The organism is Nocardioides sp. Root682, assembly GCF_001427795.1.
Lineage (GTDB): Bacteria > Actinomycetota > Actinomycetes > Propionibacteriales > Nocardioidaceae > Nocardioides.
In genome coordinates this window covers 82,466-108,445 of record NZ_LMHJ01000004.1, presented here as the reverse complement: position 1 = coordinate 108,445, position 25,980 = coordinate 82,466, and the positions used below count along the sequence as shown (strand labels likewise).

The 25,980-nt window shown below is 69.6% G+C and carries 25 protein-coding genes and 1 tRNA gene; 6 read left to right on the top strand and 20 right to left on the bottom strand.

Annotated features, from left to right (window positions below; all coding sequences use genetic code 11):
* Positions 1 to 168: 168 nt before the first annotated feature.
* Entirely contained in the window at positions 169 to 1,296 is a 1,128-nt protein-coding gene (locus tag ASD84_RS21300) for an ImmA/IrrE family metallo-endopeptidase (RefSeq protein ID WP_056715286.1), read from the bottom strand.
* A 23-nt stretch (positions 1,297 to 1,319) separates the two neighbouring features.
* The gene (locus tag ASD84_RS21295) at positions 1,320 to 1,655 is read right to left on the bottom strand and encodes a hypothetical protein (protein WP_056715282.1); all 336 of its coding nucleotides are present in this window, start codon (positions 1,653 to 1,655) and stop codon (positions 1,320 to 1,322) included.
* A gap of 164 nt (positions 1,656 to 1,819) precedes the next feature.
* Here ASD84_RS21295 and ASD84_RS21290 point away from each other — a divergent pair, with 164 nt between their 5' ends.
* The 4 genes from ASD84_RS21290 (at position 1,820) to ASD84_RS21275 (ending at position 5,200) form a co-directional block, all read left to right on the top strand.
* A complete protein-coding gene (locus ASD84_RS21290; RefSeq protein ID WP_056715279.1) occupies positions 1,820 to 2,110 on the top strand; it encodes a multiubiquitin domain-containing protein in 291 nt (96 codons plus the stop codon).
* 34 nt (positions 2,111 to 2,144) lie between these two features.
* Entirely contained in the window at positions 2,145 to 2,486 is a 342-nt protein-coding gene (locus ASD84_RS21285) for a hypothetical protein (RefSeq protein ID WP_235532895.1), read from the top strand.
* Positions 2,487 to 2,512: 26 nt separating this feature from the next.
* Complete coding sequence (locus ASD84_RS21280; protein WP_235532898.1) at positions 2,513 to 3,922, top strand: ThiF family adenylyltransferase; 1,410 nt, start codon at positions 2,513 to 2,515, stop codon at positions 3,920 to 3,922.
* A 153-nt stretch (positions 3,923 to 4,075) separates the two neighbouring features.
* The gene (locus ASD84_RS21275) at positions 4,076 to 5,200 is read left to right on the top strand and encodes a CHAT domain-containing protein (protein ID WP_162251575.1); all 1,125 of its coding nucleotides are present in this window, start codon (positions 4,076 to 4,078) and stop codon (positions 5,198 to 5,200) included.
* 389 nt (positions 5,201 to 5,589) lie between these two features.
* Here ASD84_RS21275 and ASD84_RS21270 read toward each other — a convergent pair.
* From ASD84_RS21270 to ASD84_RS21230, 9 genes are all read right to left on the bottom strand, one after another.
* Positions 5,590 to 5,662: transfer RNA gene (locus ASD84_RS21270), tRNA-Thr, on the bottom strand.
* Between the two features lie 126 nt (positions 5,663 to 5,788).
* Positions 5,789 to 7,342, bottom strand: a complete 1,554-nt coding sequence (locus ASD84_RS21265; protein WP_235531193.1) for an alpha/beta hydrolase — start codon at positions 7,340 to 7,342, stop codon at positions 5,789 to 5,791.
* Between the two features lie 37 nt (positions 7,343 to 7,379).
* A complete protein-coding gene (locus ASD84_RS21260; protein ID WP_056715271.1) occupies positions 7,380 to 8,531 on the bottom strand; it encodes a DNA polymerase III subunit delta' in 1,152 nt (383 codons plus the stop codon).
* A complete protein-coding gene (tmk, locus tag ASD84_RS21255; RefSeq protein WP_056715268.1) occupies positions 8,528 to 9,187 on the bottom strand; it encodes a dTMP kinase in 660 nt (219 codons plus the stop codon). The genes ASD84_RS21260 and tmk overlap by 4 nt, the downstream gene beginning before the upstream one ends.
* Before the next feature lie 25 nt (positions 9,188 to 9,212).
* Positions 9,213 to 11,942 (bottom strand): type I DNA topoisomerase, encoded by a 2,730-nt coding sequence (gene topA, locus ASD84_RS21250; protein WP_056715265.1) that lies wholly within the window; start codon positions 11,940 to 11,942, stop codon positions 9,213 to 9,215.
* Positions 11,943 to 12,107: 165 nt separating this feature from the next.
* On the bottom strand, positions 12,108 to 13,229 hold the full coding sequence (locus ASD84_RS21245; protein ID WP_056715262.1) for a DUF2510 domain-containing protein: 1,122 nt from the start codon (positions 13,227 to 13,229) through the stop codon (positions 12,108 to 12,110).
* Positions 13,230 to 13,260: 31 nt separating this feature from the next.
* Positions 13,261 to 14,754 (bottom strand): methyltransferase, encoded by a 1,494-nt coding sequence (locus ASD84_RS21240; RefSeq protein ID WP_056715259.1) that lies wholly within the window; start codon positions 14,752 to 14,754, stop codon positions 13,261 to 13,263.
* A gap of 51 nt (positions 14,755 to 14,805) precedes the next feature.
* Positions 14,806 to 17,133, bottom strand: a complete 2,328-nt coding sequence (locus tag ASD84_RS21235; RefSeq protein WP_056715256.1) for a sodium-translocating pyrophosphatase — start codon at positions 17,131 to 17,133, stop codon at positions 14,806 to 14,808.
* 141 nt (positions 17,134 to 17,274) lie between these two features.
* Complete coding sequence (locus tag ASD84_RS21230) at positions 17,275 to 17,607, bottom strand: STAS domain-containing protein (RefSeq protein WP_056715253.1); 333 nt, start codon at positions 17,605 to 17,607, stop codon at positions 17,275 to 17,277.
* 202 nt (positions 17,608 to 17,809) lie between these two features.
* Between ASD84_RS21230 and ASD84_RS21225 the strand changes: the two genes are divergently transcribed.
* Together ASD84_RS21225 and ASD84_RS21220 are read left to right on the top strand one after the other, a co-directional pair.
* Positions 17,810 to 20,182 (top strand): DEAD/DEAH box helicase, encoded by a 2,373-nt coding sequence (locus ASD84_RS21225; protein ID WP_056715250.1) that lies wholly within the window; start codon positions 17,810 to 17,812, stop codon positions 20,180 to 20,182.
* Positions 20,183 to 20,191: 9 nt separating this feature from the next.
* Positions 20,192 to 20,524 (top strand): hypothetical protein, encoded by a 333-nt coding sequence (locus ASD84_RS21220; RefSeq protein WP_056715246.1) that lies wholly within the window; start codon positions 20,192 to 20,194, stop codon positions 20,522 to 20,524.
* Between the two features lie 32 nt (positions 20,525 to 20,556).
* Here the strand turns inward: ASD84_RS21220 and ASD84_RS21215 are convergent, their stop codons facing one another.
* From ASD84_RS21215 to ssd, 9 genes are all read right to left on the bottom strand, one after another.
* On the bottom strand, positions 20,557 to 20,799 hold the full coding sequence (locus tag ASD84_RS21215) for a hypothetical protein (protein ID WP_056715243.1): 243 nt from the start codon (positions 20,797 to 20,799) through the stop codon (positions 20,557 to 20,559).
* Between the two features lie 5 nt (positions 20,800 to 20,804).
* Positions 20,805 to 21,041: a hypothetical protein gene (locus ASD84_RS21210; RefSeq protein ID WP_056715241.1), complete on the bottom strand. Its 237-nt coding sequence runs from the start codon at positions 21,039 to 21,041 to the stop codon at positions 20,805 to 20,807.
* Between the two features lie 43 nt (positions 21,042 to 21,084).
* Entirely contained in the window at positions 21,085 to 21,456 is a 372-nt protein-coding gene (locus ASD84_RS21205; protein ID WP_056715238.1) for an Rv3654c family TadE-like protein, read from the bottom strand.
* Complete coding sequence (locus ASD84_RS21200; RefSeq protein WP_056715236.1) at positions 21,453 to 21,833, bottom strand: TadE family type IV pilus minor pilin; 381 nt, start codon at positions 21,831 to 21,833, stop codon at positions 21,453 to 21,455. The genes ASD84_RS21205 and ASD84_RS21200 overlap by 4 nt, the downstream gene beginning before the upstream one ends.
* Positions 21,830 to 22,000: a DUF4244 domain-containing protein gene (locus ASD84_RS24885; protein ID WP_082573916.1), complete on the bottom strand. Its 171-nt coding sequence runs from the start codon at positions 21,998 to 22,000 to the stop codon at positions 21,830 to 21,832. Before ASD84_RS24885 ends, ASD84_RS21200 begins: the two co-directional genes overlap by 4 nt.
* A gap of 160 nt (positions 22,001 to 22,160) precedes the next feature.
* Positions 22,161 to 22,922, bottom strand: coding sequence for a type II secretion system F family protein (locus tag ASD84_RS21195; RefSeq protein WP_235531192.1), 762 nt, complete (start codon positions 22,920 to 22,922; stop codon positions 22,161 to 22,163).
* Complete coding sequence (locus ASD84_RS21190) at positions 22,922 to 23,701, bottom strand: type II secretion system F family protein (protein ID WP_056715234.1); 780 nt, start codon at positions 23,699 to 23,701, stop codon at positions 22,922 to 22,924. The genes ASD84_RS21195 and ASD84_RS21190 overlap by 1 nt, the downstream gene beginning before the upstream one ends.
* Positions 23,698 to 24,867, bottom strand: a complete 1,170-nt coding sequence (locus ASD84_RS21185) for a TadA family conjugal transfer-associated ATPase (RefSeq protein WP_200954664.1) — start codon at positions 24,865 to 24,867, stop codon at positions 23,698 to 23,700. Before ASD84_RS21185 ends, ASD84_RS21190 begins: the two co-directional genes overlap by 4 nt.
* Positions 24,867 to 25,979: a septum site-determining protein Ssd gene (ssd, locus tag ASD84_RS21180; RefSeq protein WP_056716119.1), complete on the bottom strand. Its 1,113-nt coding sequence runs from the start codon at positions 25,977 to 25,979 to the stop codon at positions 24,867 to 24,869. The genes ASD84_RS21185 and ssd overlap by 1 nt, the downstream gene beginning before the upstream one ends.
* Position 25,980 lies beyond the last annotated feature (1 nt).

Below are 25,980 nucleotides of genomic sequence, written 5' to 3'. Positions count from 1 at the left end.
GGTAGAGCTGTGCTGACGAGCCGATCCTGAGGGGTCGGATCAGCCACCTGCCCAAAGTCGGTCGGCCACGGCCGATGCCGTTAACGCATCCCGCAGCGCTGAGCGCTAATGATGCCGAAGTGCACGTCGGAGAAAATGAGCGCTGAGCTGGGCTCGGGGGTGGTGCCATCACTCCTCGGGGGAGTCCCCAATCTCGTACCTCTGGAACAACGTCCGTCCGAAGGACCATTGCTCGGTCTCACGCTGGTAGCGCCCGGCGACAATGGCTGGCGCGATCCCGAGCTGCGCCGCTAGCGCTTCGGCATCCGCTGGCGTCTTCATCGCGAGCAACACCGGCTCGGCGTCAACTGGAATCAGCAGTTCTCCGGCGAACTTGTTTGCCTCCTCCTCGACGCGGGCGCCTTTGCCGCCTGCTTCCTTGTCGTCGAAGCGCATGAACGTCTCCTTCTTGCTGTGGAGGAGGAGATGTCCGATCTCATGGAACAGCGCGAACCAGAACTTGTCGTTCCGCTTACCGCGGTTACTGAGCTGAACGACCGCGCGAGCAGGAGATAGGAAGCGGGTGGCGCCACTGGCGCGGGTACCGGCGATGTCCGGGACTAGGACAAGGCATACCCCTGCATGGGCGAGCTTGTCGACGAGCGACGGGTAGAAGTCCGAGGGGTCCTGAACGGTCATCGCTCGTAGCTCCGGAAGCAGTGACCGCAGCTTTGCCCGATCGAACGGTTCGTGCTCCATCTCTTGCGCGGCAATCTCACCGAGGCGGAGCCAGGCGGCTACCGCAGCTGGGTCAATTGAGTACGCGCCGGACTGGAGGAAGGCTGCGGCCGGCTGATCCCAGGATGTGTCCCAGGCTTTGATGGTGGCGACGCCGAAGAACGTCAACAGTTCCTGGAGCAGGCGCCCTGGGTCGCGTTTGGTGGCAGAGACAAAGCCGCGCTTCCGCAGATCGGAGACTGGCATCTTCTCGATCCACTCGGCACTAGCGGCGAGCTCGTCGGCCTCGTCGGCCCGCACCTTGTGGTCTTGGTACTGGGATTCGAGGTTGTTCCAGAACGACGCCGGGACTCCGGTCGCGCGTTCCAGGGCGACTGCTGTACCGGGGCTGATGGCCGCGTTGCCCTGGATTATCTGGTTGATGTGCTTGAGGGTCAGGCCGGTGCGCGACGCGAGCTTGCTTTGCGACATGCCAATTGCCTCAAGGGTCTCTCGCAGCGTGTATCCGGGAGCGGGGATGCTGGCAGGAACGTAGGGGTGCCAGTCCTGCTGCACGACTTCTTCGTGTGCGATCTCCATGTTCTTGCCTCCTCTCAGGACGCTCAGTGCGTGTTCGCGATCTCGATGAAGATGAGCCGCTGAACGCGGCTGCGGTCGATCCCGCCATCGTCGAGACGCGGGACCGGGTTGTCTGCCACCTGCACGATCAGGCGGAGCGGATGCTCGAGGTCGAGGGAGAACTGCTCGCTTCGATCAGCGACCAGCTGGTGGCATCGGGCTTGAGGCAACTGGCACAGGATGTCCAGGTTTGCCGCAGCATTGATCTGGGCGAGCCGCGCCTCGATCTTCTCAGCACAACGGGGGCCGTACTTCTGTCGGAGCCGGCGCGGATCGTTGAAGAGCGCCGCATCGCGCTCCCGTCCGAAGCCGAACTCCACCCCACCGCTCCATGACTAGATCATACACCGTTGTGGTGTATTGTTACGAATGTTCAACCGATCAGGTACAGAAATCTAGCCCCGATCGTACATGTGGTGGCGGCGCTGCCATTGGACCGGACGCGCCGCCACCAACGAAGCCCAACTCAGAGAAAGGCCCGGCCATGACAGTAGCCGAGCAGGCACATCCGCACCCGGAGAACGCGCCCAACCGCCAGAAGCCCCACGACGTCACGATCGTCGTCAACAACGCTGATGTGACCCTGCCGAAGGGCAAGTACACCGGCCTGCAGATCAAGCAGGCCGCGATCGATCAGGGCGTCAAGGACATTGCTCCGAACTTCGTCCTCTCCGTGCAGCACGGCAACCACTATCAGGTGATTGGGGACGCGGATCTCATCGAGATCCACCAAGGACTCGACTTCCTGGCGGTCACCGGCGATGACAACTCCTAACTCCCTCAGCCCGATCGAGGAGGCCGTCGAAGGGGTGCGCGAACAGTTCCCCGACCACGATGTGGAGGTCATCCGCGACGCCGACGGAGCCGTGGTGATCATCAAGAACGTCCACGTCGGCGACCAGTACGAGCCCAGTCTCACCTGGTTGGGCTTCCGCCTCACCGGCGCGTATCCGAACGCGGACGTCTACCCGCACTACATCGGTCGCGTCGTCCGCACGGACGGCACAGCGCACGGCTCGGCCGTTCAGTCCGTCGAGTGGCAGTCCAGACCAGCGATGCAACTCTCTAGACGGTCGAACGGCTGGAACCCAAGCCGCGACACGGCGGCGCTGAAGGCGGCGAAGGTGTTGTCATGGTTCGCCGAGCAGTGAACCCGCCGACGCGGGGGTGGAGCTTGGTGCTCCGCCCCCGCGACTGGGCGCGCCTCGAAGGACACCTGTTCGGCCAGGGAGGCGAGCACGGCGCGATCCTGCTCGCCAGGGTCGTTGACGGGCCACGCGGCGTTCGTCTGCTCGGTGATCAGCTTCTGCTGGCCGAGGAGGGCAAGGACTACGTGCCAGGGGTTCACGGCCACCGGGCCCTGACTGCGGAGTTCGTGCGGGACGCCGCCCTGCGCGCTCGCCGTGATGGGTTGGCGTACCTCGCGCTCCACAATCACGGCGGTACGACCGAAGTGGCGTTCTCCCAAGTGGACATGGCCAGTCACGAACGCGGCTATCCGGCGATCGGCCGGATCACGAAGCAAGTTGTCGGGGCGGTTGTGTGCACGCCGTACGCGGCAGCCGGTGACCTCTGGCTTCCCGACGGGAGCCGAGTGCCGCTCGGCGAGCTCGTGGTGCCGGGCAGTGCGCTGCGGCGACTACGGCCAAACCTCGCGCAGGTGATGGGCTCGTCGGAGCTCTTCGACCGACAGTCGCGACTTTTCGGTGCCGCCGGTCAGGCGTGCTTCGCTGACATGCGCGTTGCGATCGTCGGACAGGGGGGAGTCGGCAGCCTGCTGACGGAGTATTTGGCCCGGCTCGGCGTCGGCAGCCTGCTCCTGATCGACGGCGACAACGTGGAGTCCACGAACCTTCCGCGGCTCCTCGGCGCCCGCAGGCGAGATGTCGGCCGGCCGAAGGTAGCGCTCGGCCGCCGCAATGCCCGCCGCGCGAACCCCAGCGTCGAGGTGAAGACTATGAAGTCGCGGGTCGAGCATTCCCAGTCGCTGCAGGCGCTGAGCCAGTGCGACTGGGTCTTCCTGGCCGCCGATAGCCATGCCGCGCGCCACTGGGTCAACGCAATTGTGGAGACCTATCTCATTCCCGCGACCGAAGTCGGTGTCATGGTTCCAGTCGACGATGCAGGCGACGTTGGCCGGATCCACACCGTTTACCGACGGATGACCCCAGGTCAGGGCTGCTTCTGGTGCAACGGTCTGATCGACGCCACAGAGCTCGCCATCGAGATGCTGCCTGACGCGGAACGAAAGGCCGCTCGCTACATCGAGGACGTGCCCGCTCCGAGCGTGATCACGTTGAACGCAGTCGCGGCCGGACAGGCAGCCACTGACTTCATGCTCGCCGTGACCGACCTCCACCAAGAAGAGGTGGCTGATCAGCAGCTGCAGTTCGTCCGGACCGGTCAGACCGCCGGCCTGCTTTCACGTCAGGACCCGGACTGTCGATGGTGCGGCGACGCCGGGCTGCCAACCGATGCGAGCCTTGCCACCCGCATCGCCTCGGCCGACCCGCGTGAGCGCGCTGCATGGTGGAGCCCCCGGCACCTCCTGCAGACCGTCCGACGCCGTCGAACGGAGGACCGATGAGCTCATGACAGTGGCCGAATGAGCTCGTTAAGGACCGCACGAAGAAGAGAGGAACCAGCTTCGAGCCAACCGCGAACTCTGATGGGGCGACGGATCGCCGCCGTCTCTTCAGAACAGACTAAAGAACACCAGCCGACTAGAGATTGGATGCTGATGGCGCGCAGTGACACGCTCCGCAAAGAGATCGCCAGCCTGGAAGACAGGAAGGCCGGCTACGCCAAGGTCATCGCGGCACAGGAGAAGGTCGCAGCGACCGCTCGCGAAGCCGCGCGCAAGAAGCGAGAGCAAGCAAGAAGTTCCAAAAACGCCTCCACTATTCGGTCCGCGAGCACCGCGGCCGAGCGCGAGGAGAAGAAGGCCGCGGCCGCCGAGGCGAAGATCGCCAAGGCGCGGAAGGAGATGGCGACGGCCGACAAAAACGTCGCATCGAAGACTACGTCGTTGCGCACTGCGGAGGCCTCGGAGCGGAGAACCGCGGAAAACGCCAGGCGACGGGACGAATCGCGGCGCCGCCGGGACGAGCTCAACCACGCACGGGCAGTCGCGAAGGCGAGCGCTGGGCCGACACAGGTCCGGTACGTCGAAGTTGTGCCGCCCCGATCGGAGCCACTCCGAGTCCTGTACTTGACCGCGAACCCCGACGCCACCACCACGACCGTGACGAGACCGGATGGCTCGGTCGTCGAACAGGGGACCTGGCTTCGCGTCGATCAGGAGGTTCGACAGGTGAAGCAGGGCCTGCGTGGCTCGAAGTACCGCGACCTCGTCGTCGTCGAGCACGCCCCCGCAGCAACATTTGGTGATCTGACCGACGGTCTCAACGACCACCGCCCGCACATCGTTCACTTCTCAGGGCACGCTGACTCCCTTGGTGTGTGGATGGAGAACGAGGCAGGTGACCCGGGCGGGCAAGACGTCGAGTTCACGCTTCTCGCACGGCTGCTCGGGGCGACGGATGAGCCACCACGTCTCCTTGTGCTCAATGCCTGCGAGAGTCTCGACGGCGCCGACGACCTGTTGCAGACAGTCCCAGTCGTCATCGGCATGTCCGACACGATCGACGACACTGCGGCCATCGTGTTTGCAAGATCCTTCTACGCCGCGATGGCCTCCGCACAGTCCGTTTCGTCGTCCCTCGAACAGGCCAAGGTGCAGATGCTCGCGGCATCGATGGCCGACCCCGACCAGGTCGACCACTCGGCCCTCCCGACTTTGCGGGCTCGCGACGACGTCGATCCGACGAAGCTCGTTTTGGTTACTCCACCGGCCGGCACGTAGCACCAGGCCGTGCCGCCTCGCGGGGCGACGTCGAGTCAGGCCCCTACTTAGACCGACCCCCTCCGTACCGGGGGGCGTTTCGTCACACCTTCCGCGGGTGGTTCGTCAATTAGCCCTGCATCTCGGCAGTAGGCGAAGCCAGCGTCGCTCTCAGCACGTGCGCCAAAATGGGCGGAAGGCAGCCGGGCCGATCTTCAGTCCGAACACAGCCGGCATGGCCGGTAGGTGCCAACGTGGTCCGCTGTGCGGGCTAGTCGCGGTAGGCCTTCGCGAGCCCTGCGAGGCGCGCCGCGGGAAACGTGTCGCAAACGTGTCACTCGTTTGAATCGGACCAAAAACGTACAGTGGCTCTGATCAGCATTCCTGCTGGTCAGAGCCACTGTCGTCAGAGCCGCCTGTCAGAATCGAACTGACGACCTAGTCATTACGAGTGACTCGCTCTACCGACTGAGCTAAGGCGGCGTGCTCCACGCCGAGACGCAGAACAACGTGCGGAAGCATACCGAGGGCAGGCCCGCGTTACGGAATCCGGGGCTGCGTCTCGATACGCCGCTCGTTCCTCGCGGCTACTCGACGACCTTGTGGACCTCAGCACTTCAGGCCGTCCGCGGGCACCTTTCCCTCGATCAGGTAGGCGTGGACCGCGTCGTCGATGCAGCTGTTCTGCTTGTTGTACGCCGTGTGGCCGTCGCCGTCGCGGCTGACCAGCACGCCGGACTCCAGCTGCTCGGCCATCGCCACCGCTTCCTCGTACGGCGTCGCGGGGTCGCGCGTCGTACCGAGGACCACGATCGGGGCGGCGCCGGAGCCGTCGATCTTCAGGTCGGGCTCGTCGGTGGCCTTGAACGGGATGCCGTTGCAGGCGGTCAGGCCCCAGGCGAACACCTTGCCGAAGGTCGGCGAGGCCTCCTCGAAGTCGGCGAACTGTGCCGGCACCTCGTCGGGGGTGATGGAGTACGGGTCATCGAGGCAGTTGATCACCGAGATCGCTTCGAGGCTGTTGTCGGTGTACTTGCCGCTCTCCCGGGAGCCGTAGAAGTCGGCCAGCAGGAGCAGGGTGGACCCGTCGCCCTTGAGCGCCTTCCGCAGGCCGTCATCCAGGTAGGTCCAGTTGTCCTGGTTGTAGAGCGGGGTGATCAGGCCGTAGAAGGCCAGTCCGACGGTCAGCTTGCGACCCTCGGCGTCACCGGTCTCGAGCGACTCCTCGTCGATCGACGCGAGCAGGTCCTTGATGGTCTTCAGTCCGGCGTCGACCGTGGCCCCGAGGAAGCAGTCGCCGCCGTCCACGCAGTCCTTGATGTAGGAGCGCAGCGCGGTCTCGAAGCCCTTGGCCTGGCTCAGCGAGCCCTCACGCGAGGAGATGGAGGGATCGATGGCGCCGTCCAGGACGAGCCGGCCGGTCTTGTCGGGGTAGAGCTCGGCGTACGTCGCACCCAGGCGGGTGCCGTAGGAGAAGCCGAGGTAGTCCAGCTTGTCCTCACCGAGCGCCGCACGCAGCACGTCCATGTCGCGCGCGGCCTCAACCGTGCTGACGTGGGCGGCGACGGTGCCGGACTTGGCCTCGCATCCGGCCCAGAAGTCCTCGGCCTTCTCCTCGCCGTCCTCGATCTCCTGGTCGGTGTCCGGGTCGGGGTCCGCCGCGATCTGGGCGTCGAGCTCGTCGTCGGTGATGCAGTCGACGGGCTCGGACTCGCCGGTGCCGCGCGGGTCGAAGCCGACGATGTCGTAGGCCGCACGCAGCGGTTCGGCGAAGTAGAGGTCCGCGTCCTCGACGGTGGAGGTGCCGGGCGCGCCCGGGCCCCCGGGGTTGACCACGAGGGAGCCGATCCGGTCGCCGGTGGCCTTCGCCTTCTCCAGCGCGAGCAGGATCGTGCCGTCGCCGGGCGACTGGTAGTTGACGGGGACCTCGAGGGTGCCGCACTCGTTGTCGCCGCATGACTTCCAGGCGATCTTCTGGCTGTAGAAGTCGTCCATCGACTTGCCGGCGGAGGGCTGGCTCGTCGGGTCGTCGGGCTTCTTGTCCGCCTTGTCGTCGTTGTCGTCGCCGCCCGTGAGGAGCAGGACGCCGACCCCGACTGCGCCGGCGAGCACCAGGGCCCAGATCGCAATCACTGCGATGACCAGGTTCTTCTTCACAGCCATGTCCACTCCCTCGTGACGGTGCTCGTCATGGTGCTCTTCATCGTTGCGGCGTCTTCAGCGCCACCATCATCGACTCCAGTGCCAAGGCGACCGGGACATTGAACTCCAGCATCTGCTCCCGCGCGGCGAAGATCCAGCCGATCCGACGCAGGTTGAGCTCCGGGGACGAGGTCGCCACGATCTGCTCGACCTGTTCCCGGATGTCCTCGTTGACCAGTCCACCGGGCGCTCCAGTCGCCAGCGCGATCGCGTCGCGGTAGACCGACACGAGGTCGGTGAGACCACGATCGACCATGTCGAGGTGGCGCCGCTTCGCGCGCGTCTTCTGCGCCTTCTCGAGCGCAGCCAGCGCGGGGCCGTACTCCCGCGGGCGTCGCCCGCGCTCGACCACGCCGTACGCCGTGTCGATGTCGACCTTCTCGCGGGCGTCGAGGTCGGCAGTGATCGCGTCCGCCTCCTCCTTGGCCGTGGTCGCCAGCCGGGCGGCCGCGTCCATGCAGCGCCCGAGGTTCGACAGGCGGGAAGGGATCGTCACGACCTCCTGGCGCCGGGTCCGGACCGCCTCGTCGAAGGCCAGCGCCTTCGCCCGGCCGATGTGGCCCTGGCTCGCGCGGGCGGCGTACGACGCCAGCGGCTCCGCGACGCCCTTGGCGGCCAGGAAGCCGGCGACCTCGGGCACGGTCGGGGTCGAGAGCGTCACCAGCCGGCACCGTGACCGGATGGTGGGCAGCACGTCCTCGACGGTGGGCGCGCAGAGCATCCACAGGGTGCGGCCGTTCGGCTCCTCGATCGCCTTGAGCAGCGCGTTGCAGGCCTGGTCGGTGAGCCGGTCGGCGTCCTCGACGATCAGGATCTGCCAGCGGTCGCCCATCGGGCTCAGCGCGGCCCGGCGCACGAGGTCCCGGACCTCGTCGACGCCGATGGAGAGCTTCTGGGTACGGATCACCGACACGTCGGCGTGCGACCCGTTCAGCACGGTGTGGCAGGCGTGGCACTGGTCGGGGCAGTCGGGCCCGAGACCGGCCTGGGGGCACTGGAGCGCGGCCGCGAAGGCGATCGCGGCGTTGGACCGACCCGATCCCGGCGGGCCGGTGAACAACCAGGCGTGGGTCATCCCCTGCCCGGCAGCGGCCTGTCGCAGTGCGGTGATCGTCGGACCCTGGCCGACCAGGGTGTCCCAGACCGTCATCTGGTCTCCCGCCGGGCCTGGGCCAGGAGCGGCTCGACGCGAGCGGCGATGGTGGCGGCGATCTCCTCGATCGGCGCACGCGCATCCAGCACGGCGTAGTGCTCCGGGGCGCGGGCCGCGAGGTCGAGGAAGGACTGGCGCACGCGCTGGTGGAACTCCAGCGACTCGCCCTCGATCCGGTCACGGCCCTCGAAACGCCCGAGCCCCGTCTCCGGCTCGAGGTCGAGCACCACGGTCAGGTGCGGTCGCAGGTCGCCGGTCGCCCAGCGGGCGACCTCCTCGACCTCGTCGACGTCGAGCGCCCGGCCGGCACCCTGGTAGGCGAGGGTCGAGTCGACGTACCGGTCGGTGATCACGACCTCACCCCGGTCGAGCGCGGGCTGCACGAGCGTCTCGACGTGCTCGGCCTTGTCGGCGGCGTACAACAGGACCTCGGTCTTGTGGGCGAGCACGCCGGTCTCCGGGCTCAGCACGATCCGCCGCATCTCCTTGCCGACGGGGGTGTCGCCGGGCTCGAAGGTGAGGCGCACGCGGTAGCCCGCGGCCTCCAGGCGGTCGCGCAACAGCCGCGACTGGGTCGACTTGCCGCCGCCCTCGCCACCCTCGAAGCAGACGAAGACACCCGTCGGGGCGTAACGGCCGGGGTACGAGGTCACGGGGTGAACCTACAAGGCGGGTCCGTCAGGACTTCTTGGCAGCCGTCTTCTTCGCCGGAGCCTTCTTGGCGGCCGTCTTCTTGGCAGCGGTCTTCTTCGCCGCCGCCTTCTTGGCCGGGGCCTTCTTCGCGGTCTTCTTGGCCGCCTTCTTGGCCGGGCCCTTCTCGCGCCGCTCCGCCAGCAGCTCGGCCGCCCGCTCGAGGGTGATCGCCTCGACCGAGTCGTCCTTGCGCAGCGTGGCGTTGTACTCGCCGTCGGTGACGTACTCGCCGAAGCGGCCCGCCTTCACCACGATCGGCTGGCCCGACACGGGGTCGTTGCCAAGCTCCTTGAGCGGCGGAGCCGCGGCAGCACGGCCGCGCTGCTTGGGCTGGGCATAGATCTTGAGCGCCTCGTCGAGCTGGATCCCGAAGATCTGGTCCTCGCTGGTGAGCGAGCGGGCGTCGGTGCCCTTCTTGAGGTACGGCCCGTAGCGGCCGTTCTGGGCGGTGATCTCCTCGCCGTCCTCACCGACACCGACGACGCGGGGCAGCGCGAGCAGCTTGATGGCGTCCTCGAGCGTGACCGTGTCGAGCGACATCGACTTGAAGAGCGAGCCGGTGCGCGGCTTGTCGCCCTTCTTGGGCTTCGCACCCTCGGCGGGCTCGGGGATCAGCTCGGTGACGTACGGGCCGTAGCGGCCGTTCTTCGCGACCACCTGCAGACCGGTCTCCGGGTGCACGCCCAGCTCGATCTCCTCGCCGGCCGGGTTGGCCAGCAGCTCGATCGCCTTCGCGACCGTGAGCTCGTCGGGCGGCAGGTCGTCGGGGACGTTCGCCCGCCGGGCGAGCGGAGCACCGTCGTCGTCGGGGCCCTCGAGGTACGGGCCGTACTTGCCGACGCGCAGGTTGATGCCGTCCTCGGGCGTACCGACCGGGAAGGTCGCGAGCTCCCGGGCGTCGATGTCGCCCAGGCCCTGCACGAGGGGCAGCAGGCCGGCCAGCGTGTCGGAGCCGTAGTAGAACTCGGTCAGCTCGGTGGTCCGGTCCTTCTCGCCGCGGGCGATCTGGTCGAGGACCTCTTCCATGCCGGCGGTGAATTCGTAGTCGATCAGCCGGGAGAAGTGCTCGGTCAGCAGCCGGACCACGGAGAACGCGATCCAGGCCGGCACGAGTGCCGTGCCCTTCTTGTAGACGTACCCGCGGTTGAGGATCGTCCCGATGATCGAGGCGTACGTCGACGGGCGGCCGATCTCGCGCTCCTCGAGCTCCTTGATCAGCGTGGCCTCGGTGAAGCGCGACGGGGGCTTCGTCTCGTGGCCGTTCGCGGAGATCGACGCGGCCGAGACGGAGTCGCCCTGCTGCAGGTTGGGGAGCCGGGTCTCCTGGTCGTCCTTCGTCGCGGCGGTGTCGTCGGTGCCCTCGACGTACGCCTTGAGGAACCCGTGGAAGGTGATGACGCGACCGGTGGCCGAGAACACGACGTCCTCGCCGCTGGCGGCCGCTCCGCCGAGGCGGATGCTGACCGACTGGCCGACGGCGTCCTTCATCTGCGACGCGACGGTGCGCATCCAGATCAGCTCGTAGAGCCGGAACTGGTCGCCGGTCAGGCCGGTCTCGCCGGGGCGCTTGAACGAGTCACCCGCCGGGCGGATCGCCTCGTGCGCCTCCTGGGCGTTCTTGACCTTGCTCGTGTAGGTCCGCGGCTCGTCGGGGACGTACTCGCTGCCGTAGAGCTCGGCGACCTGACTGCGAGCCGCGGAGATCGCGGTGCCCGACAGGGTCGTCGAGTCGGTACGCATGTAGGTGATGTGGCCGTTCTCGTACAGCCGCTGGGCGACGCTCATCGTCACCGACGCGCTCATCCCGAGCTTGCGGCTGGCTTCCTGCTGCAACGTGGTGGTGCGGAAGGGCGCGTACGGCGAACGGCGGTACGGCTTGGCCTCGACCGACCGGACGTCGTACGCCGTGTCGGCGAGTGCCGCGACGAGGGCTTCGGCCCGCGGACGGTCCAGGTGGACCACCTCGGCCTTGCCCTTCAGCTGGCCGTCCTGGCCGAAGTTGCTGCCGCCGGCGACGCGGGTGCCGTCGATGGTGTGCAGCTTGGCCGGGAACATCCGCTGGTCGTGCTTCGAACCGGCGTCGAAGGTGCCCTCGAGGTCCCAGTAGGAGGCCATCTTGAAGGCCATCCGCTCCTTCTCGCGGTCGACCACGAGACGGGTGGCCACGGACTGCACGCGGCCGGCGGAGAGACCGGACATGATCTTGCGCCACAGGACGGGCGAGACCTCGTAGCCGTAGAGGCGGTCGAGGAGGCGACGGGTCTCCTGCGCCTCGACCAGGTCCATGTCGAGCTCGCGCGGGTTGGCGGCGGCTTCCTGGATCGCGGCCTTGGTGATCTCGTGGAAGACCATCCGGCGGACCGGGATGTTCTTCGGCTTCAGCTCGTCGAGGAGGTGCCAGGCGATGGCCTCTCCCTCGCGGTCCTCATCGGTGGCGAGGTAGAGCTCGTCGGCGTCCTTCAGCAGCGACTTGAGCTTGGCGATGTGGCTCTTCTTGTCCCGAGGGACGACGTAATAGGGCACGAAGCCGTTCTCGACGTCGATCGCCAGCCGGCCCCAGGGCTTGTCCTTGATCTTGGCCGGGGTGTCGGCGGCATTGTTCGGGAGGTCGCGGATGTGGCCGATGGAGGACTCGACGACAAAGCCGTCACCGAGGTACCCGCCGATGGTGCGGGCCTTGGCCGGCGACTCGACGATCACCAACTTGTGTGCCACTACTGAGACCTTCTCTGCTGCTTCGGAGTTGCCACGGGGCTGCTTCGGTTGCCCGGGAGAGGCGAACTCGTCACCCGTGATGGGCTCTACGGCCGATCACGGTAGCGGGTCGTGTCCAGTCCGTCGGTGTTCGGCGTCCACCGTGGGTGCCGGAACAGGTCCCCGTCAACCGACCTTGATGGCCTTGATCTGGCTGTCGACCAGCGCGATGCTGGTCGGCTCGCCGATGGTCGCCACCCCGAGAAAGAGGCCGAAGGTGGCCGTGTCGCCGGTGTCCACCACGATCACCGTGGTGACGTCTCCCTCGGCCACGACGTCCGGATTGTCGACCTTGATCTCCGCGGTGATGCGGTGGGCCGGCTTGCCGTCGACGGTGATCGCCTCGTTGCTCAGGTCCTTGCGCTCGGAGAAGCCCTCGTAGATGTCGTCGTTGGTCGTGAGGCACTTCATGATGATCTCCGCTGCGTCGGCGACGTCATTGAAGCCGTTGGTGCGCGGAAGACCCCCGACGGCGAACTCGGTGATCCAGTTCTCCTCGACGGACTTGTAGGCGACCAGCACGCCGTCGGCGAAGCTGTGGGGCGGGGAGAGCCGGACGTCGACGGTGTATCCGGACGGCACCGGGATCGTCAGGCCTCCGCCCGTGATCGTCGCGGGCGTCGCACCCGGGTCCTTCGCAGGCTCGGGAGTCCCACCGGTGCACTGGATGCCCGTCGGGGCAACGGTGTTCGTGGGTACGTCGGTCGGGTCGGTCCCGTCGGTGGGGCTGCTCGACTCCGACGAGTCGGAGGACTCGCTCTGCGAGGGGTCGTCGGCCCGGCCGTTGTCGTCGTCATCGCCACTGAGGGCGCGGACGCCGAAGAAGCCGCCGACACCGAGCAGGACCAGGACGAGCACCGCGGCGATGACGATCCCGATGACCTTGCCGCTGCTGCCGCCGCTCCCGCCGGAGGGCTGGGGGCTCCACTGCTGCTGGGGATACCCGCCCGAACCGCCGGAGAAGCCGCCGGTCCCGTAGGCGGGCGTGGGCGTGGGAGGTTGCGGTACGGCGCCGTACCCACCCTGGTTCGACTGCTGGGGCTGCTGGGGGAACTGCTGCGGCGGGAACTGCGTGGGCGCCGCAGCAGGCGGGCTGGGCTGTTGCGGCTGCTGCGGGGGCTGGGGCGTCGGCTCCTGGGCCGCGGCCGGCGGGTGGCTCGTGGTCATCTGGCTCCACGACTGACCGTCCCAGTAGCGGTAGGTGTCGGGAGCGCCCGCGGGGTCGGGGTACCAGCCTGCGTTCGTCACGGGTCAAGTGTGCATCACGAGCGGGACGGGACTACCCGGCCACCGTGAGGAAACCCTCGGCCACCAGTTCGGCGAGCTCGGGGAGGTAGACCTCCTGCAGGCTTGCGGAATCGCGCTCCAGGAGCTGGCCGACGGCGTCGACGAGCGGTCCGACAGCCAGGTCGCCGTCACAGGCTCCCGTCACCGCGGCAGCGACCGTGTCGACCTGGCGGGCGCGGCGGAAGCCGCGCTGCTGGCGCAGCACGATGGTCGCGGGGTCCTCGACACCGACCGGTCCGCTGGTCTCCTGCAGGACGTCCTCGCGCAGCACGAGGTGGGTGTCCGGTCCGACGGACTGAGCAGCCAGGGCCGAGTCGGCCCACGAGGCGATCGCCGGCGCGATGGGCTGCTCGACGTCGTACGGCCACTCGAGGAGGTCACGCACGAGGGCACCCGGGGTGACGTCTGCGCGACGGCGCAGGTTGATCCAGCCGAACCCGATCCCGCCGACGCCCTGCTGCTCCAGCCAGGAGAGCCAGGTGTCGTAGCGCTCGGCGTACGACGCGGGGTCGCCGCCGGTGGAGGGGTGGTGGCCGGCGTCCTTGAGCCAGAGCTCGACGTACGACGCCGGGTCGAGCACCTCGCGCTGGACGACCAGCGCGTCGCACTCGTCGGGCAGCCACGTACCGAGCCGCTCGTCCCACGGGCGGTCGGTCTCGATGACCCAGTTCGCGAGGACCTGGCACCAGCCGCCGTCGTTGAGGTGGTCGGGCGCGCGGCGCACGATGTGCTCGACGACCTGGTCGCCGGGCAGGCCGGAGTCGCGGTAGACGAGGCGCTCGCCGCTGGCGGGCGAGATCACGAACGGCGGGTTGGTGGCGATGAGGTCGAACCGCTCGCCGGCCACGGGGGCGAAGAACGAGCCGTCGCGCACCTCGACGATGTCGTCGACGTCGTTGAGCGCCGCGTTGAACCGGGCGATCGCGAGCGCGCGCTGGTTGACGTCGGTGGCGACGACGCGGTCACTGTGGGTGGCCAGGTGGAGTGCCTGGACGCCACATCCGGTGCCCAGGTCGAGCGAGGTGCCGACGTCGTGGCGGACGGTCAGCTGGGCCAGGCTCGAGGAGGCCGGGCTGATGCCGAGCACGTAGTCGCCGGTGACCGACGTCGCGATGCCGTTCAGGCCCGGCGTCAGGTCGCTCACGACCCACAGGTCGCCCTGCTCGGAGCCGTAGGGGCGGACGTCGAGCCGCGCCGCGACCTCGCCGACGCTCTGGGCCAGGAAGCCAGCGTTGACGAGTCGGTCGACCAGCCCCGGCAGCGCCCTCTCGGCGGCAGAGGTGGGCACCACGGCCTGGAGCAGGAACAGCCGGATCAGCGTGGCGAGCGGCTCGTCGTTCGTCGTACGACGAAGGCCCGGTGTCGTCTCGTTGCGGGACAACGCCTGGTGGGCCTCCGCCCCGAGCAGCTCGCTGATGGCGTCGTAGGTGAAGTCGGCAGCGAGCAGGGCTTCACGGAGCGGGGCAGCAAGAGCGACGGGGAGCACGAGACCACGCTAGTGGCCCCGTGCTCCCCGTCGCGGAAGAGCCTTGCGGAATCAGACGGACTCGACCGCAGCCGGCGCTTCCTCGCCGATCGTCGAGACGCGCTGCTTCGAGATGTAGACGGCGGCGATGATGCCCGTCGCGGCCGCGGCTGCGATGAGGATCCGGACCACGTCGTTCTCGCTGCTGCCGTAGGACAGGCTGATGATCGCGCCGACGATGAGCAGCGACACGAGGTTCATCACCTTGAGCAGCGGGTTGATCGAGGGGCCGGCGGTGTCCTTGAACGGGTCACCGACGGTGTCACCGATGATCGTGGCCTCGTGGGCCGGCGATCCCTTGCCACCGTGGTTGCCGTCCTCGACCAGCTTCTTCGCGTTGTCCCACGCACCACCCGCGTTGGCGAGGAAGACCGCCATCAGCGTGCCCGTTGCGATCGCGCCGACCAGGAAGCCGGCCAGCGGGCCGACACCGAGGCCGAAGCCGACAGCGACCGGAGCCAGGATCGCGAGGATGCCGGGCGTGGCCAGCTCGCGCAGCGAGTCGCGGGTCACGATGTCGACGACCTTGCCGTACTCCGGACGGGCCGTGCCCTCCATGATCCCGGGGATGTCGCGGAACTGGCGTCGTACCTCCACCACCACAGCGCCCGCCGCACGGGCGACGGCGTTGATCGCCAGGCCCGAGAAGAGGAACACCACGGCGGCACCGAGCAGCGTGCCGACGATGAGCTTGGCGTCGAAGACCAGGAAGCTGTTGTAGACGAGGTCTTCGGTGCCCTCCTTGACACCCGTGGCCTCGGCCAGGGAGTCGAAGGCCGACTGCGTGTACGACGCGAACAGCGCACTCGCTGCGAGTACTGCGGTCGCGATCGCGATGCCCTTGGTGATCGCCTTCGTGGTGTTGCCGACCGCGTCCAGCTCGGTGAGGATCTTCGCGCCCTCTTCGCTGACGTCACCCGACATCTCCGCGATGCCCTGGGCGTTGTCGGAAACCGGACCAAAGGTGTCCATGGCGACGATGACGCCGACCGTGGTGAGCAACCCGCACCCGGCGAGGGCGACGGCGAACAGCGCGAGACCGGTCGAGCTGCCAGCGAGCAGGGCAGCACCGAACACGGCCGAACCGATGACGATCGCGGTGTAGACGGCCGACTCGAAACCGACCGAGAGGCCGGCCAGGATCACGGTGGCCGCGCCCGTCAGCGAGGTCTTGCCGACATCCTTGACCGGGCGGTGTTCTGTGCCGGTGAAGTAACCGGTCAGCGCCAGGATCGCGGCAGCGAGAACGATGCCGATGACGACCGCGCCGGCAGCGAAGACCGGCGGGGAGAGGTCGGCCTCGGCACCCGTGCCGTTGAGCTCGCTCCACTTGGTGGGCAGGTAGATGAACGCAGCAGCCGCACTTGCCACCGCACCGACCGCAGCGGAGATGTAGAAGGCCCGGTTGATCGTCTTCAGGCCGCTCTCGCTGGCGCGGGGCTTGGTCAGGTAGACGCCCGCGATCGCGGACAGAGCGCCGATGGCGGGCACGATCAACGGGAAGACCAGGCCCTTGTCACCGAATGCCTGCGAACCCAGGATCAGCGCGGCGACCAGCGTGACGGCGTACGACTCGAAGAGGTCTGCAGCCATTCCGGCGCAGTCACCGACGTTGTCGCCCACGTTGTCCGCGATGGTGGCGGCGTTGCGCGGGTCGTCCTCGGGGATGCCCTGCTCGACCTTGCCGACCAGGTCGGCGCCGACGTCAGCGGCCTTGGTGAAGATGCCGCCGCCGACGCGCATGAACATGGCGAGGAGAGCTGCGCCGAAGCCGAAGCCCTCGAGCACGTTGGGGGCCGCGGCCTGGAACACGATCACCACGACGCTGGCACCGAGGAGGCCGAGCCCGACGGTGAACATGCCGACGAAGGCACCCGTGCGGAAGCCGATGTTCATCGCGACGTCGCGACCCTGCTCGTTGGCGGCCGCAGCCACGCGCAGGTTCGCGCGCACGGCGAGCGACATGCCGAGATAGCCGACGGCCCCGGAGAACCCGGCACCCACGAGGAAGAAGACCGAGCGGAAGATCCGCACCGTCCACTCCGACTGGAGGCCGGTCGCGTCGTCGCCGGTGTGTGCCGGCAAGGCCAGCAGCACGAAGAAGGCGATCGCCGCGAAGATCGCGAGCGTGCGGAACTGGCGGGTGAGGTAGGCGTTCGCGCCTTCCTGCACCGCTTGGGCAATCTTCTGCATGTTCGGAGTGCCCTCGCCTGCGCGGAGCACCTCGGATCTGAAGAGGAAGCCCATGCCGAGAGAGCCGAGGGCGATGACGGCGACGCCGATGACCAGGGCGAGGTCGCCGCCGGTCACTTCGACATCCACGAGCAACGGACGGGGCATACGAGTGCCTCCTGGTGAAGTTCAGGTACGGGTCGTGTGACCCAGGTCATAGAACGTGCCGGAGTCTACGCAGAGTCGGACGCACAAAAGGGCAGGGGTGTGACCCGTGTCACAGAGGTTTCGCCAAAAAGGCGCGCGGCGTCAGGCCAGCGCGGCGTCGGCGGAGCTGTGGATGACGAAGACCTTCGCCAGTCCGGTGATCTTGAAGATCTTGAGAAGACGGTCTGCGTTGCAGACGAGCTCGAGCGAGCCGTCGTGGGCACGCACCTTCTTCAGGCCACCGACGAGCACGCCCAGACCGGTGGAGTCGAGGAACTCGACCGCCTCCATGTCGACGACCAGGTGGTAGGTACCGCCGGCCACGAGCTCGGTGATCGTGTCACGGAGCTTGGGCGCGGTGTAGACGTCGATCTCGCCACCCACGGCAATGACGGTGCGCGCACCGACCTCGCGCGTCGACAGTGTCAGATTCACGACCCTCACCCCGGGATATTCCTACGTCTGGCAGATGCGCCCAATCAAACCATGCCTGCCATGACCGCGCACGAAGTCCACAGAACCTCCGGCCCACCTCCAGCCCACCTCCAGCCCACCTCCAGCCCACCTCCAGCCCACCTCCAGCCCACCTCCAGCCCGTGGGGGCGACGATGTCGGCCCCGCTTGCGACACTGGTCAGGTGACCGCGCAGCCCGACACCCCCACCCGCTCCGGGTCGGTACGGCGTGACCCCGCGGCCCTGATGGCCAGCCTGACCGCCGGTCCCGGGAGGGCCGACCGGCTGACCCATCTCGAGCAGGTCCCGGCCCGCCCGGCCAGCTGCGGCGCCTGGCCGACGTGGGCGGACCCGACCGTCGTGGCGTCGTACACGGCGAGGGGGGTGGGGCAACCCTGGGCGCACCAGGTCGCCGTCGCCGAGGCCGCGCACCGTGGCGAGCACGTCGTGGTCGCGACCGGTACGGCGTCCGGGAAGTCCCTCGCGTACCTCCTTCCCGCACTGTCCGGGATCCGCGCCGCCCGAGGAGCGCGCGGACAACGCGGCGCGACGGTGCTCTACCTCGCGCCGACCAAGGCACTCGCCCACGACCAGTGGGCGGCGATCCGGACGCTGGGGCTCGACGTACGCGTGGCGACCCACGACGGCGACAGCACCGCCGAGGAGCGCGAGTGGACGCGCGAGCACGCCGAGTACGTCCTGACCAACCCCGACATGCTGCATCGCTCCCTGCTGCCCGGCCATGCGCGGTGGACACCCTTCTTCCGGTCGCTGCAGTACGTCGTCATCGACGAGTGCCATCACTACCGCGGCGTGTTCGGGGCGCACGTCGCACAGATCGTGCGGCGGCTGCGGCGCATCTGCGCGTCGTACGGCGCCTCGCCGGTGTTCATCCTCGCCTCCGCCACGGTCGCCGACCCGGAGGTCACCGCCCGGCGGATGCTCGGGCTCGACGTCACGGCGGTGACCACGGACGGGTCGCCGCGCGGCGAGCTGGCCGTGGGCCTGTGGGAGCCGCCGCTGACGTCGTACACGGGAGAGCACGGGGCGCCGGTGCGGCGACCTGCCACCGCTGAGACGGCCGACCTGCTGGCGGACCTGGTCGTCCAGGACGTGCGGACGCTGGCGTTCGTGCGCTCGCGACGCGGGGTGGAGACGGTCGCCCGGCGCGCCGGGGAGCTGGTCGCGGAGGTCGATCCGTCCCTCGTCGGCCGCATCGACTCCTACCGTGGCGGCTACCTCCCCGAGGAGCGGCGCGCTCTCGAGGAGGCGCTGCGCAGCGGTCGCCTGCTCGGCATGGCCGCGACCAACGCGCTCGAGCTCGGCATCGACGTGAGCGGCCTGGACGCCGTGCTCATCACGGGCTATCCCGGGACGCGGGCGGCGTTCTGGCAACAGGTCGGGCGGGCCGGGCGCGACGGCGGTGGCGCCCTCGGGATGCTGATCGCCCGCGACGACCCGCTGGACACCTACCTCGTGCACCATCCCGAGGCGTTGCTCGGGCGACCCGTCGAGGGCACGGTCTTCGACACCGACAACCCCTATGTCCTCGGCCCGCACCTGTGCGCCGCGGCCCAGGAGCTGCCGGTGACGATCGACGACTTCGAGCTCTTCGGACCGCGCACCCGGGAGGTGCTGGGCTCGCTGGTCTCCGAGGGACTGTTGCGACGGCGTGCGCCCGGCTGGTTCTGGACCGACGGTTCCCGTGCGGCCGATCTCGCCGACATCCGTTCCACCGGCGGGCAGCAGGTGCAGCTGATGGAGGCCGGGACAGGCCGCGTGGTCGGCACCGTCGACGGGGGCCGCGCCCACGGCACCGCCCACACCGGTGCGATCTACCTGCATCGCGGCGAGACCTGGCTGGTCGAGGAGCTCGACCTCGAGGACCACGTCGCCACGATGCGGCGGGTCGAAGTGGACCACACGACGTCGGCGCGCGACATCACAGACATCACGATCGCCGCCGAGCACGAGCACACCGACTGGGGGCCGTGCCGCATCTCGCTCGGGACCGTCGAGGTGACCAACCAGGTGACGTCGTACCTCCGGCGACGGGCCCGCACCGGCGAGGTCATCGACGAGACGCTGCTGGACCTGCCCGCCCGGACGCTCTCGACGACCGCCGTGTGGTGGACCGTGCCGGACGCCGTGTTGCTCGAGATGGCAGCGGCCACCGGGGTGGAGGCCGCGGACCTGCCCGGGGCCGCCCACGCAGCGGAGCACTGCTCGATCGGGCTGCTCCCCCTGTTCGCGACGTGCGATCGCTGGGACATCGGCGGTGTGTCGACCGCCCGCCACGCGGACACTGGCGTGCTCACCGTCTTCGTGCACGACGGGCATCCGGGAGGTGCGGGCTTCGCGGAGCGCGGCTATCGCACTGCCCCTGCCTGGCTGCGGGCGACGCGGGCCACGATCGCTGCGTGCGAGTGCGCGGCCGGGTGTCCGTCCTGCGTCCAGTCGCCGAAGTGCGGCAACGGCAACGACCCGCTCGACAAGGCCGGCGCCGTTGCCCTGCTGGACGCGCTGCTCCGTCATGCGCCCGCGTCGCCGGAGTAGCGTGCCGCCATGGTGATCTTCGGTCTGCTCCTCCTCATCCTCGGTGTGCTCGGCCTTCTCTCCGGGATCTTCGGTTCCGAAGCGGAGTCGACCTCCAGCAAGGGCCAGACCGACGTGCACACGACCCTCATCGGGATCGAGTTGTCGGCGACCGCCCTGTTCATCGTCGGCGCCGTCTCCGCACTGCTGGTCCTCGCCGGCCTGTGGGCAATGAAGTTCGGCGCGAAGCAGGGCTGGAAACGACGCAAGGACCAGAAGCGCCTCTCCGATCTCTCCGACAAGCTCGATGAGGTCGAGCTGGACCGGCGCAAGGACGACCTGTCGGGCCGCGAGGAGAAGTAGGCAGGGCTCCTGGGTCGAGCCGACCTGGCGACTCAGCCCTGGCCGAACCGCTGGAAAGCTGCCTGACGCGTCGTGCCCAGCGCCGCGCCGATCACCGTCCATGTGTCACCGGCTGCCCGGGCGGCAGCAACGGCCGCGCGCAGCTCGTCCTCCGCTGCTTGCAGGCCCTTGCGCGCCGCGATGATCCGTCTGAAGTGCTGGGCATCGCGGGCAGGCGTCGTGGCGGGATCGAGCAGGTCGAGGCCCGCGTCGTCGCGAACTCTTCGTGTCGCCATGGTCCTCACCTCAGGTAGTCGTAGAACTTGGGGCGGAGTCGATCTGCGTGGATGACACGCTCTGGCGCGAGCACCGGGACGGCGACCAGCTCAAGCAGGTTGCCGTGGCGGTCCGGGCCGATGACCAGGAGTCTCTCCTCGCCGTCGTACTCGTATTCGACCAACCTCAGCGCGTTGTCCCACCCGTGGCGGATGTCGTCGTCGGCAATGTCGTGTCGGCGCGCGGATTCCGCGATTTCCATGTAAAGCGTACCTTTACGTCGCGAGGCTTTGTCAAGGATCCATTTACGGAGTGGCAGGTCCCGCCCGGGCGGCGCCGACCAGGTCACGGTCCTGCCCCAGCCAGCGCGGACCGGCGACGGTGACCTCGACGACGACGTCCTGACCCTCGATGACGCACGACGACAGCTCGGCGCCATTGGCCGACGCGACCTCGGCTGCTGCGGTGCACGGATCGCGCGCGCCGGGGCTGCCTGGATCGGCCAGGACCGTCGCACCTGCGAGGGCCGCCAGGTCAGCCGCCGACTGAGCTTTCCGGTGCGCGACCACGATCGCGGCGACCACTCCCGACGCGGCTCCGACCAGGAGCAGGACGCCGGCCATCGCGACGACCAGCACGGTGGCGGCACCGCGCTGATCAGGCGCTCGAACCCTCATGGACCCGCCTCGCCGGATTCCTCAGCAACTGCGACGGCCTCTGCTTCGAGCACCGCACCGGGGAGCGCCCGGAACAGGCCGCCGGGGCCGTCAATGCGCCCCCGCGCCCGGACGACGACGCGGTCGCCCTCGCGCGCCACCGAGACGCGGACGCCGCCGGGCGCGATCCGCTCCCCCAACGCACGGGCCTCGCCGGGATCGTCACCGCGCGCCAGCGCCCGGGCGGTCTCGCGCACCGCATCGACCGTGCGCACCTGGCCGATGCCGACCGCCAGCAGCCAGACCAGTCCCGCCGTGACGGCCAGCAGCAGCGGCAGCCCGACAGCGAGCTCCGCAGTGACCGCACCTCGCTGATCGCGGCGCGCTCGGTCGGTCACTGCAGCCCGAGAAGGGAGAGCACGTGGTCGAACAACGTCTTGATCAGCTTGTTCCCGAACCCTCCGCTGAGCATCTTGTAGAGCAACCCTGCGAACCCGGCGCCTGCCGCCGTGGCCACGGCGTACTCCGCCGTCGTCACTCCGCGCTCGTCGTGGATCTGCACCATCTCGTCTCCTCCGTCATGGCCACCGGATGCGGCCGTTCACTGCAGGATGCGCGAGCAGTGCGACGTCGAGGCTCAGCCCGAAACCCGCCTGTGGACAGGGATCCGTCGTCCACAGGTACGCCGGCCGCAACCGGCGCACGCTGTGACGGGTGGTGCGGAATCAGACGATCACGGCGGCCAGGGACACGGCCAGCGGAACGATGCCGAGCAACAGGAACGAAGGCAGCAGGCACAACCCGAGCGGTACGGCGGCGCGGACCCCGACGGCCCGCGCCCGGTCCTCGACCTCCGCCCGACCACGCCGGGCCAGCTCGACGCCCAGCCGCTCGACCGCCGCCACCACCGGAGCACCGGTGCGGTGGGCCCGAGCAAGGGTGCGGCCGAGGGAACCGAGGTCAGGGTCAGCGGCGAGGGCTGCCCAGATCGGTACGACGTCGCCGCCCAGCCGGAGACGGGTCGCGACCGGAGCGAGTCGATCGGCGGCCGCTCCGGGCAGTGCGCGGGACACGAGTCCGATGGCATCGACGGGCGCGAGGCCGGAGCGGAGGGCGGCGGCCAGCAGCGTCACGACATGCGGCAGGTCTCGTCGTACCTCCTCGCGGCGGCGGCGAACGGCCGCAGGCTCGAGGCGACCGGCCACGACCCAGACGCCCGCGGCGGCTGCGACCCCGGCCGGGACCGCCAGTGGACCGCCGAGGACCAGCCCGGCACCCACACCGGCCAGCGACGACCAGGCCCAGCGACCGCGACGCAGCAGGCCGTCGCGGTCGGTCTGGGGCGGCAGGTCGCGCACCTCGGACGAGAAACCTCCGCACCTCGGAGGAGAAACCCCCGCACTTCGCGGCACTGACAGGGCCGTGGCAAGGGCGGTGGCGAGGACGACCAGGAGGTTGAGGAGGGGCGTCAGGGTCGTCGCGGTCATCAGGCGGCGCGTTCGATGTCACGGGCGAGGGCGTCGATCCAGGCGAGGCCGGCGTACGCGAGAGCCAGGCCGCCGCTCAGGCAGGCGAGGCCGACCGGGTGGCCGAGGAGGAAGCGCCACGGGTCGGCTCCGGCGCCGGAACCCATCGCCAGCGCGAGCAACGGGAGGGCAGCCAGGAGACGGGCCGTGGCGCGGGCCGACGACAGCTCGCCGTCGACGATGCGCCGGGTCTGCTCGGTGGCGCGCAGGTCGTCAGCGACCCGGCCGAGGGTGTCGGCCAGCCCGTGTCCGGTGCGGTGGGCGACCTGCCAGGCCGCCGCGACCACCCATAGGGCGCCGGCCCCGGGACGGTCGGCGAGGGATCGCAGCGCGAGCGGTACGTCGCCTCCGGCTGCAGCAGTGCGAGCGACCGGGGCGATCTCCGGCCACTCCGCGGCGGCTCGTTCGAGCGCCAGGCCCGCCGTCTGGCCGGCGGCGAGCTCGGCCTGCAGGGCGTCGCAGAGCTCGATCACCCGCGAACGGGTGCCGACCGCGAGCCGTTCGCGACGCCGACCCGCGACCAGCCGGGCCAGTCCGCAGGCCACGCCGACCGCCAGCAGGGCGACGACGACGAGGCCCGTGGAGCCAGCCAGCAGCGCGACGCATCCGAGTGCGGCGCCGCCGGCCAGCCACGGTCCTCGACCTGCCCACTCACCGGGCGCACGGACCGGGGACGGTGAGCGAGGAAGCAACAGGGCGGCCGCGGTCGCCGTACCCAGGACTGCCACGAGAGCGCTCATCGCAGGGACCTGCCATCGAGGAGGTCCAGCAGGCGACGCGACCCCGGACCCGAGGCCAGGGTGCCGTCGTCGGCGAACGTCACTGCCGGCTCGGCGCGGACCCACCCGTCCGGATCCCGCCCCAGCACTGCGATCTGGGCCAGACGACGTCGTCCGCTGACTCGGTCGCGGGTGACGTGCAGGACGAGGTCGACGGCCGAGGCGAACTGGCTGTGCGCCGCGGCGCGACCGAGGCCGGCGGTCAGGGCGAGCGCCTCGACACGCGCCGGGACGTCGGCCGCGGAGTTCGCGTGCAGCGTGCCGCTGCCCCCTTCGTGACCCGTGTTCATCGCGGCGAGCAGGTCCACCACCGCTGTGTCGCGCACCTCGCCGACCACCAGCCGGTCGGGCCGCATCCGGAGCGCCTGGCGCACCAGGTCCCGGAGCACGACGGCGCCAGCGCCCTCGAGGTTCGCGGGTCTGGCCTCCAGGCCGACGACCTGGGGGTGCACGGGCCGCAGCTCGGCGGCGTCCTCGACGATGACGATCCGCTCGCCGGGATCGACGGCGCCGAGCATCGCGGCGAGCAAGGTCGTCTTGCCCGTGCCGGTCCCCCCGCTGACCAGGAAGGCGAGCCGGGCAGCGACGACCTGACCGACGAGGTCGTGCGCCTCAGCGCTCAACGCTCCGGCCGCGCGCAGCTCGTCGAGGGTGAAGCCACCGCGGCGCGGGATCCGCAGCGAGATCGCCGTCCCGGGTTGGGCCAGCGGGGACAGGACGGCGTGGCACCGGGTGCCGTCCGGCAGTCGTACGTCGGCGAAGGGGGCCGCGTCGTCGATACGGCGACCGCCGGTCGCCACCAGGCGTTGGGCCAGGCGACGGCACGCGTCCTCGGAGGCGAGCACCACGTCGGTCTCCTCGAGCCCGTTGCCGCGGTCGATCCGGACAGGGCCGGGGCCGTTGACCAGGACATCGGTCACCCCGGGCAGGCGCAGCAACGGGTCCAGCGGGCCTGCCCCCACGACATCGCGCCGGAGCGCTTCGTAGACGGCGAGGACCGTCGCATCGCCCACCGGCCGACCCGCGGCGCGCAGGGCGTCGGCGACCCGGTGCGGAGTGAGGGCACCCTCGACCGCGGACAGCCGACGGCGTACCTCCTCGACGAGGACGACGACGTCCTCGGCGATCACGAGGCTGCCTCCTCGGCCGTGGTGCTGACGGGTGCAGCGTCATCCAGGATCCGCGCCACGGCCCGCGCCAGCGGTCCACGGGCGTGGCGGAGCGGGCCGAGGCCGAGGTCGACGGCTTCGGCCAGGCCGCGCTGGTCGCGCATCTGGGCGACCACCGGGAGTCCGACCGCCCGCTGGACGTCGGCGGCCGCGAACGCCTCGCCGCGGAGCACGACCCCCGGCGCGGCGTGGTCGGCGAACCTGGCCCGCATCCGGGCGGCCCCCGCCACACCCACCACGCTGGCGGACGTCGCCACCAGGAGCTCGTCGCAGCGCGCCGCGATCTCGTCGATGAGGGGGTCGGTCGACCGCGGCAGGTCGACGACGACCACGCGGTGCCCACGCCGCGCGGCCGACAGGGCCTCACGCACGGCGAACGCCTGCAGCGTCTGCACCCGCCCGTCGACGTACCACGACAGCACGCCGAGATCGCCGCACCGGGGCAGCGCATCGCGGAGGGCACGCGCCGACAGTCGACCGGTGGTCTGGCACAGCGCGTCCCACCGGAAGCCCTCGTGCCGCTCGACGCCCAGGATCCGGTCCAGGCCGGGTCCCTGGGGGTCGCAGTCGATGACCACCGACGGGCCCGAACGGGCCGCCCACTGGCCCAGCGCGCAGGCCAGCGTGGTCGCGCCCGCTCCGCCGCTGCCACCGATCACACCGATCACCCGGCCGCGGTCCGTGCGGCGCTCGGTGAGGTCCGCGAGCAGGTCCACGATCCAGCCCGACGAACCGCCCACGTCGATGACCTGGTCGGCTCCGAGCTTCAACGCCGTGCGGTACAGCTCGTGCGGGGCGTTGCGGACGGTGACGACATAGGTGCGCGGTCGCTTCTCGGGACCGACCTCGGCCACCACCTCGGCCAGGTCCGGACCGACCAGGACCACCGGCGCACGGCTCCAGGTCGCGAGCGCTGCCAAGGGATCGCGCGCGATCGTCGGCGTCACGTCGGCCGCGGCGGCGAGCGGCAGCAGCTCGGCGAGGAGGGCTTCATCGGCGGTCACCAGCAGGGGCGGGACGTCCACGGTCGGCGCGGACGTCGTACGGAAGGAAGGTTGGTTTCTGGACATG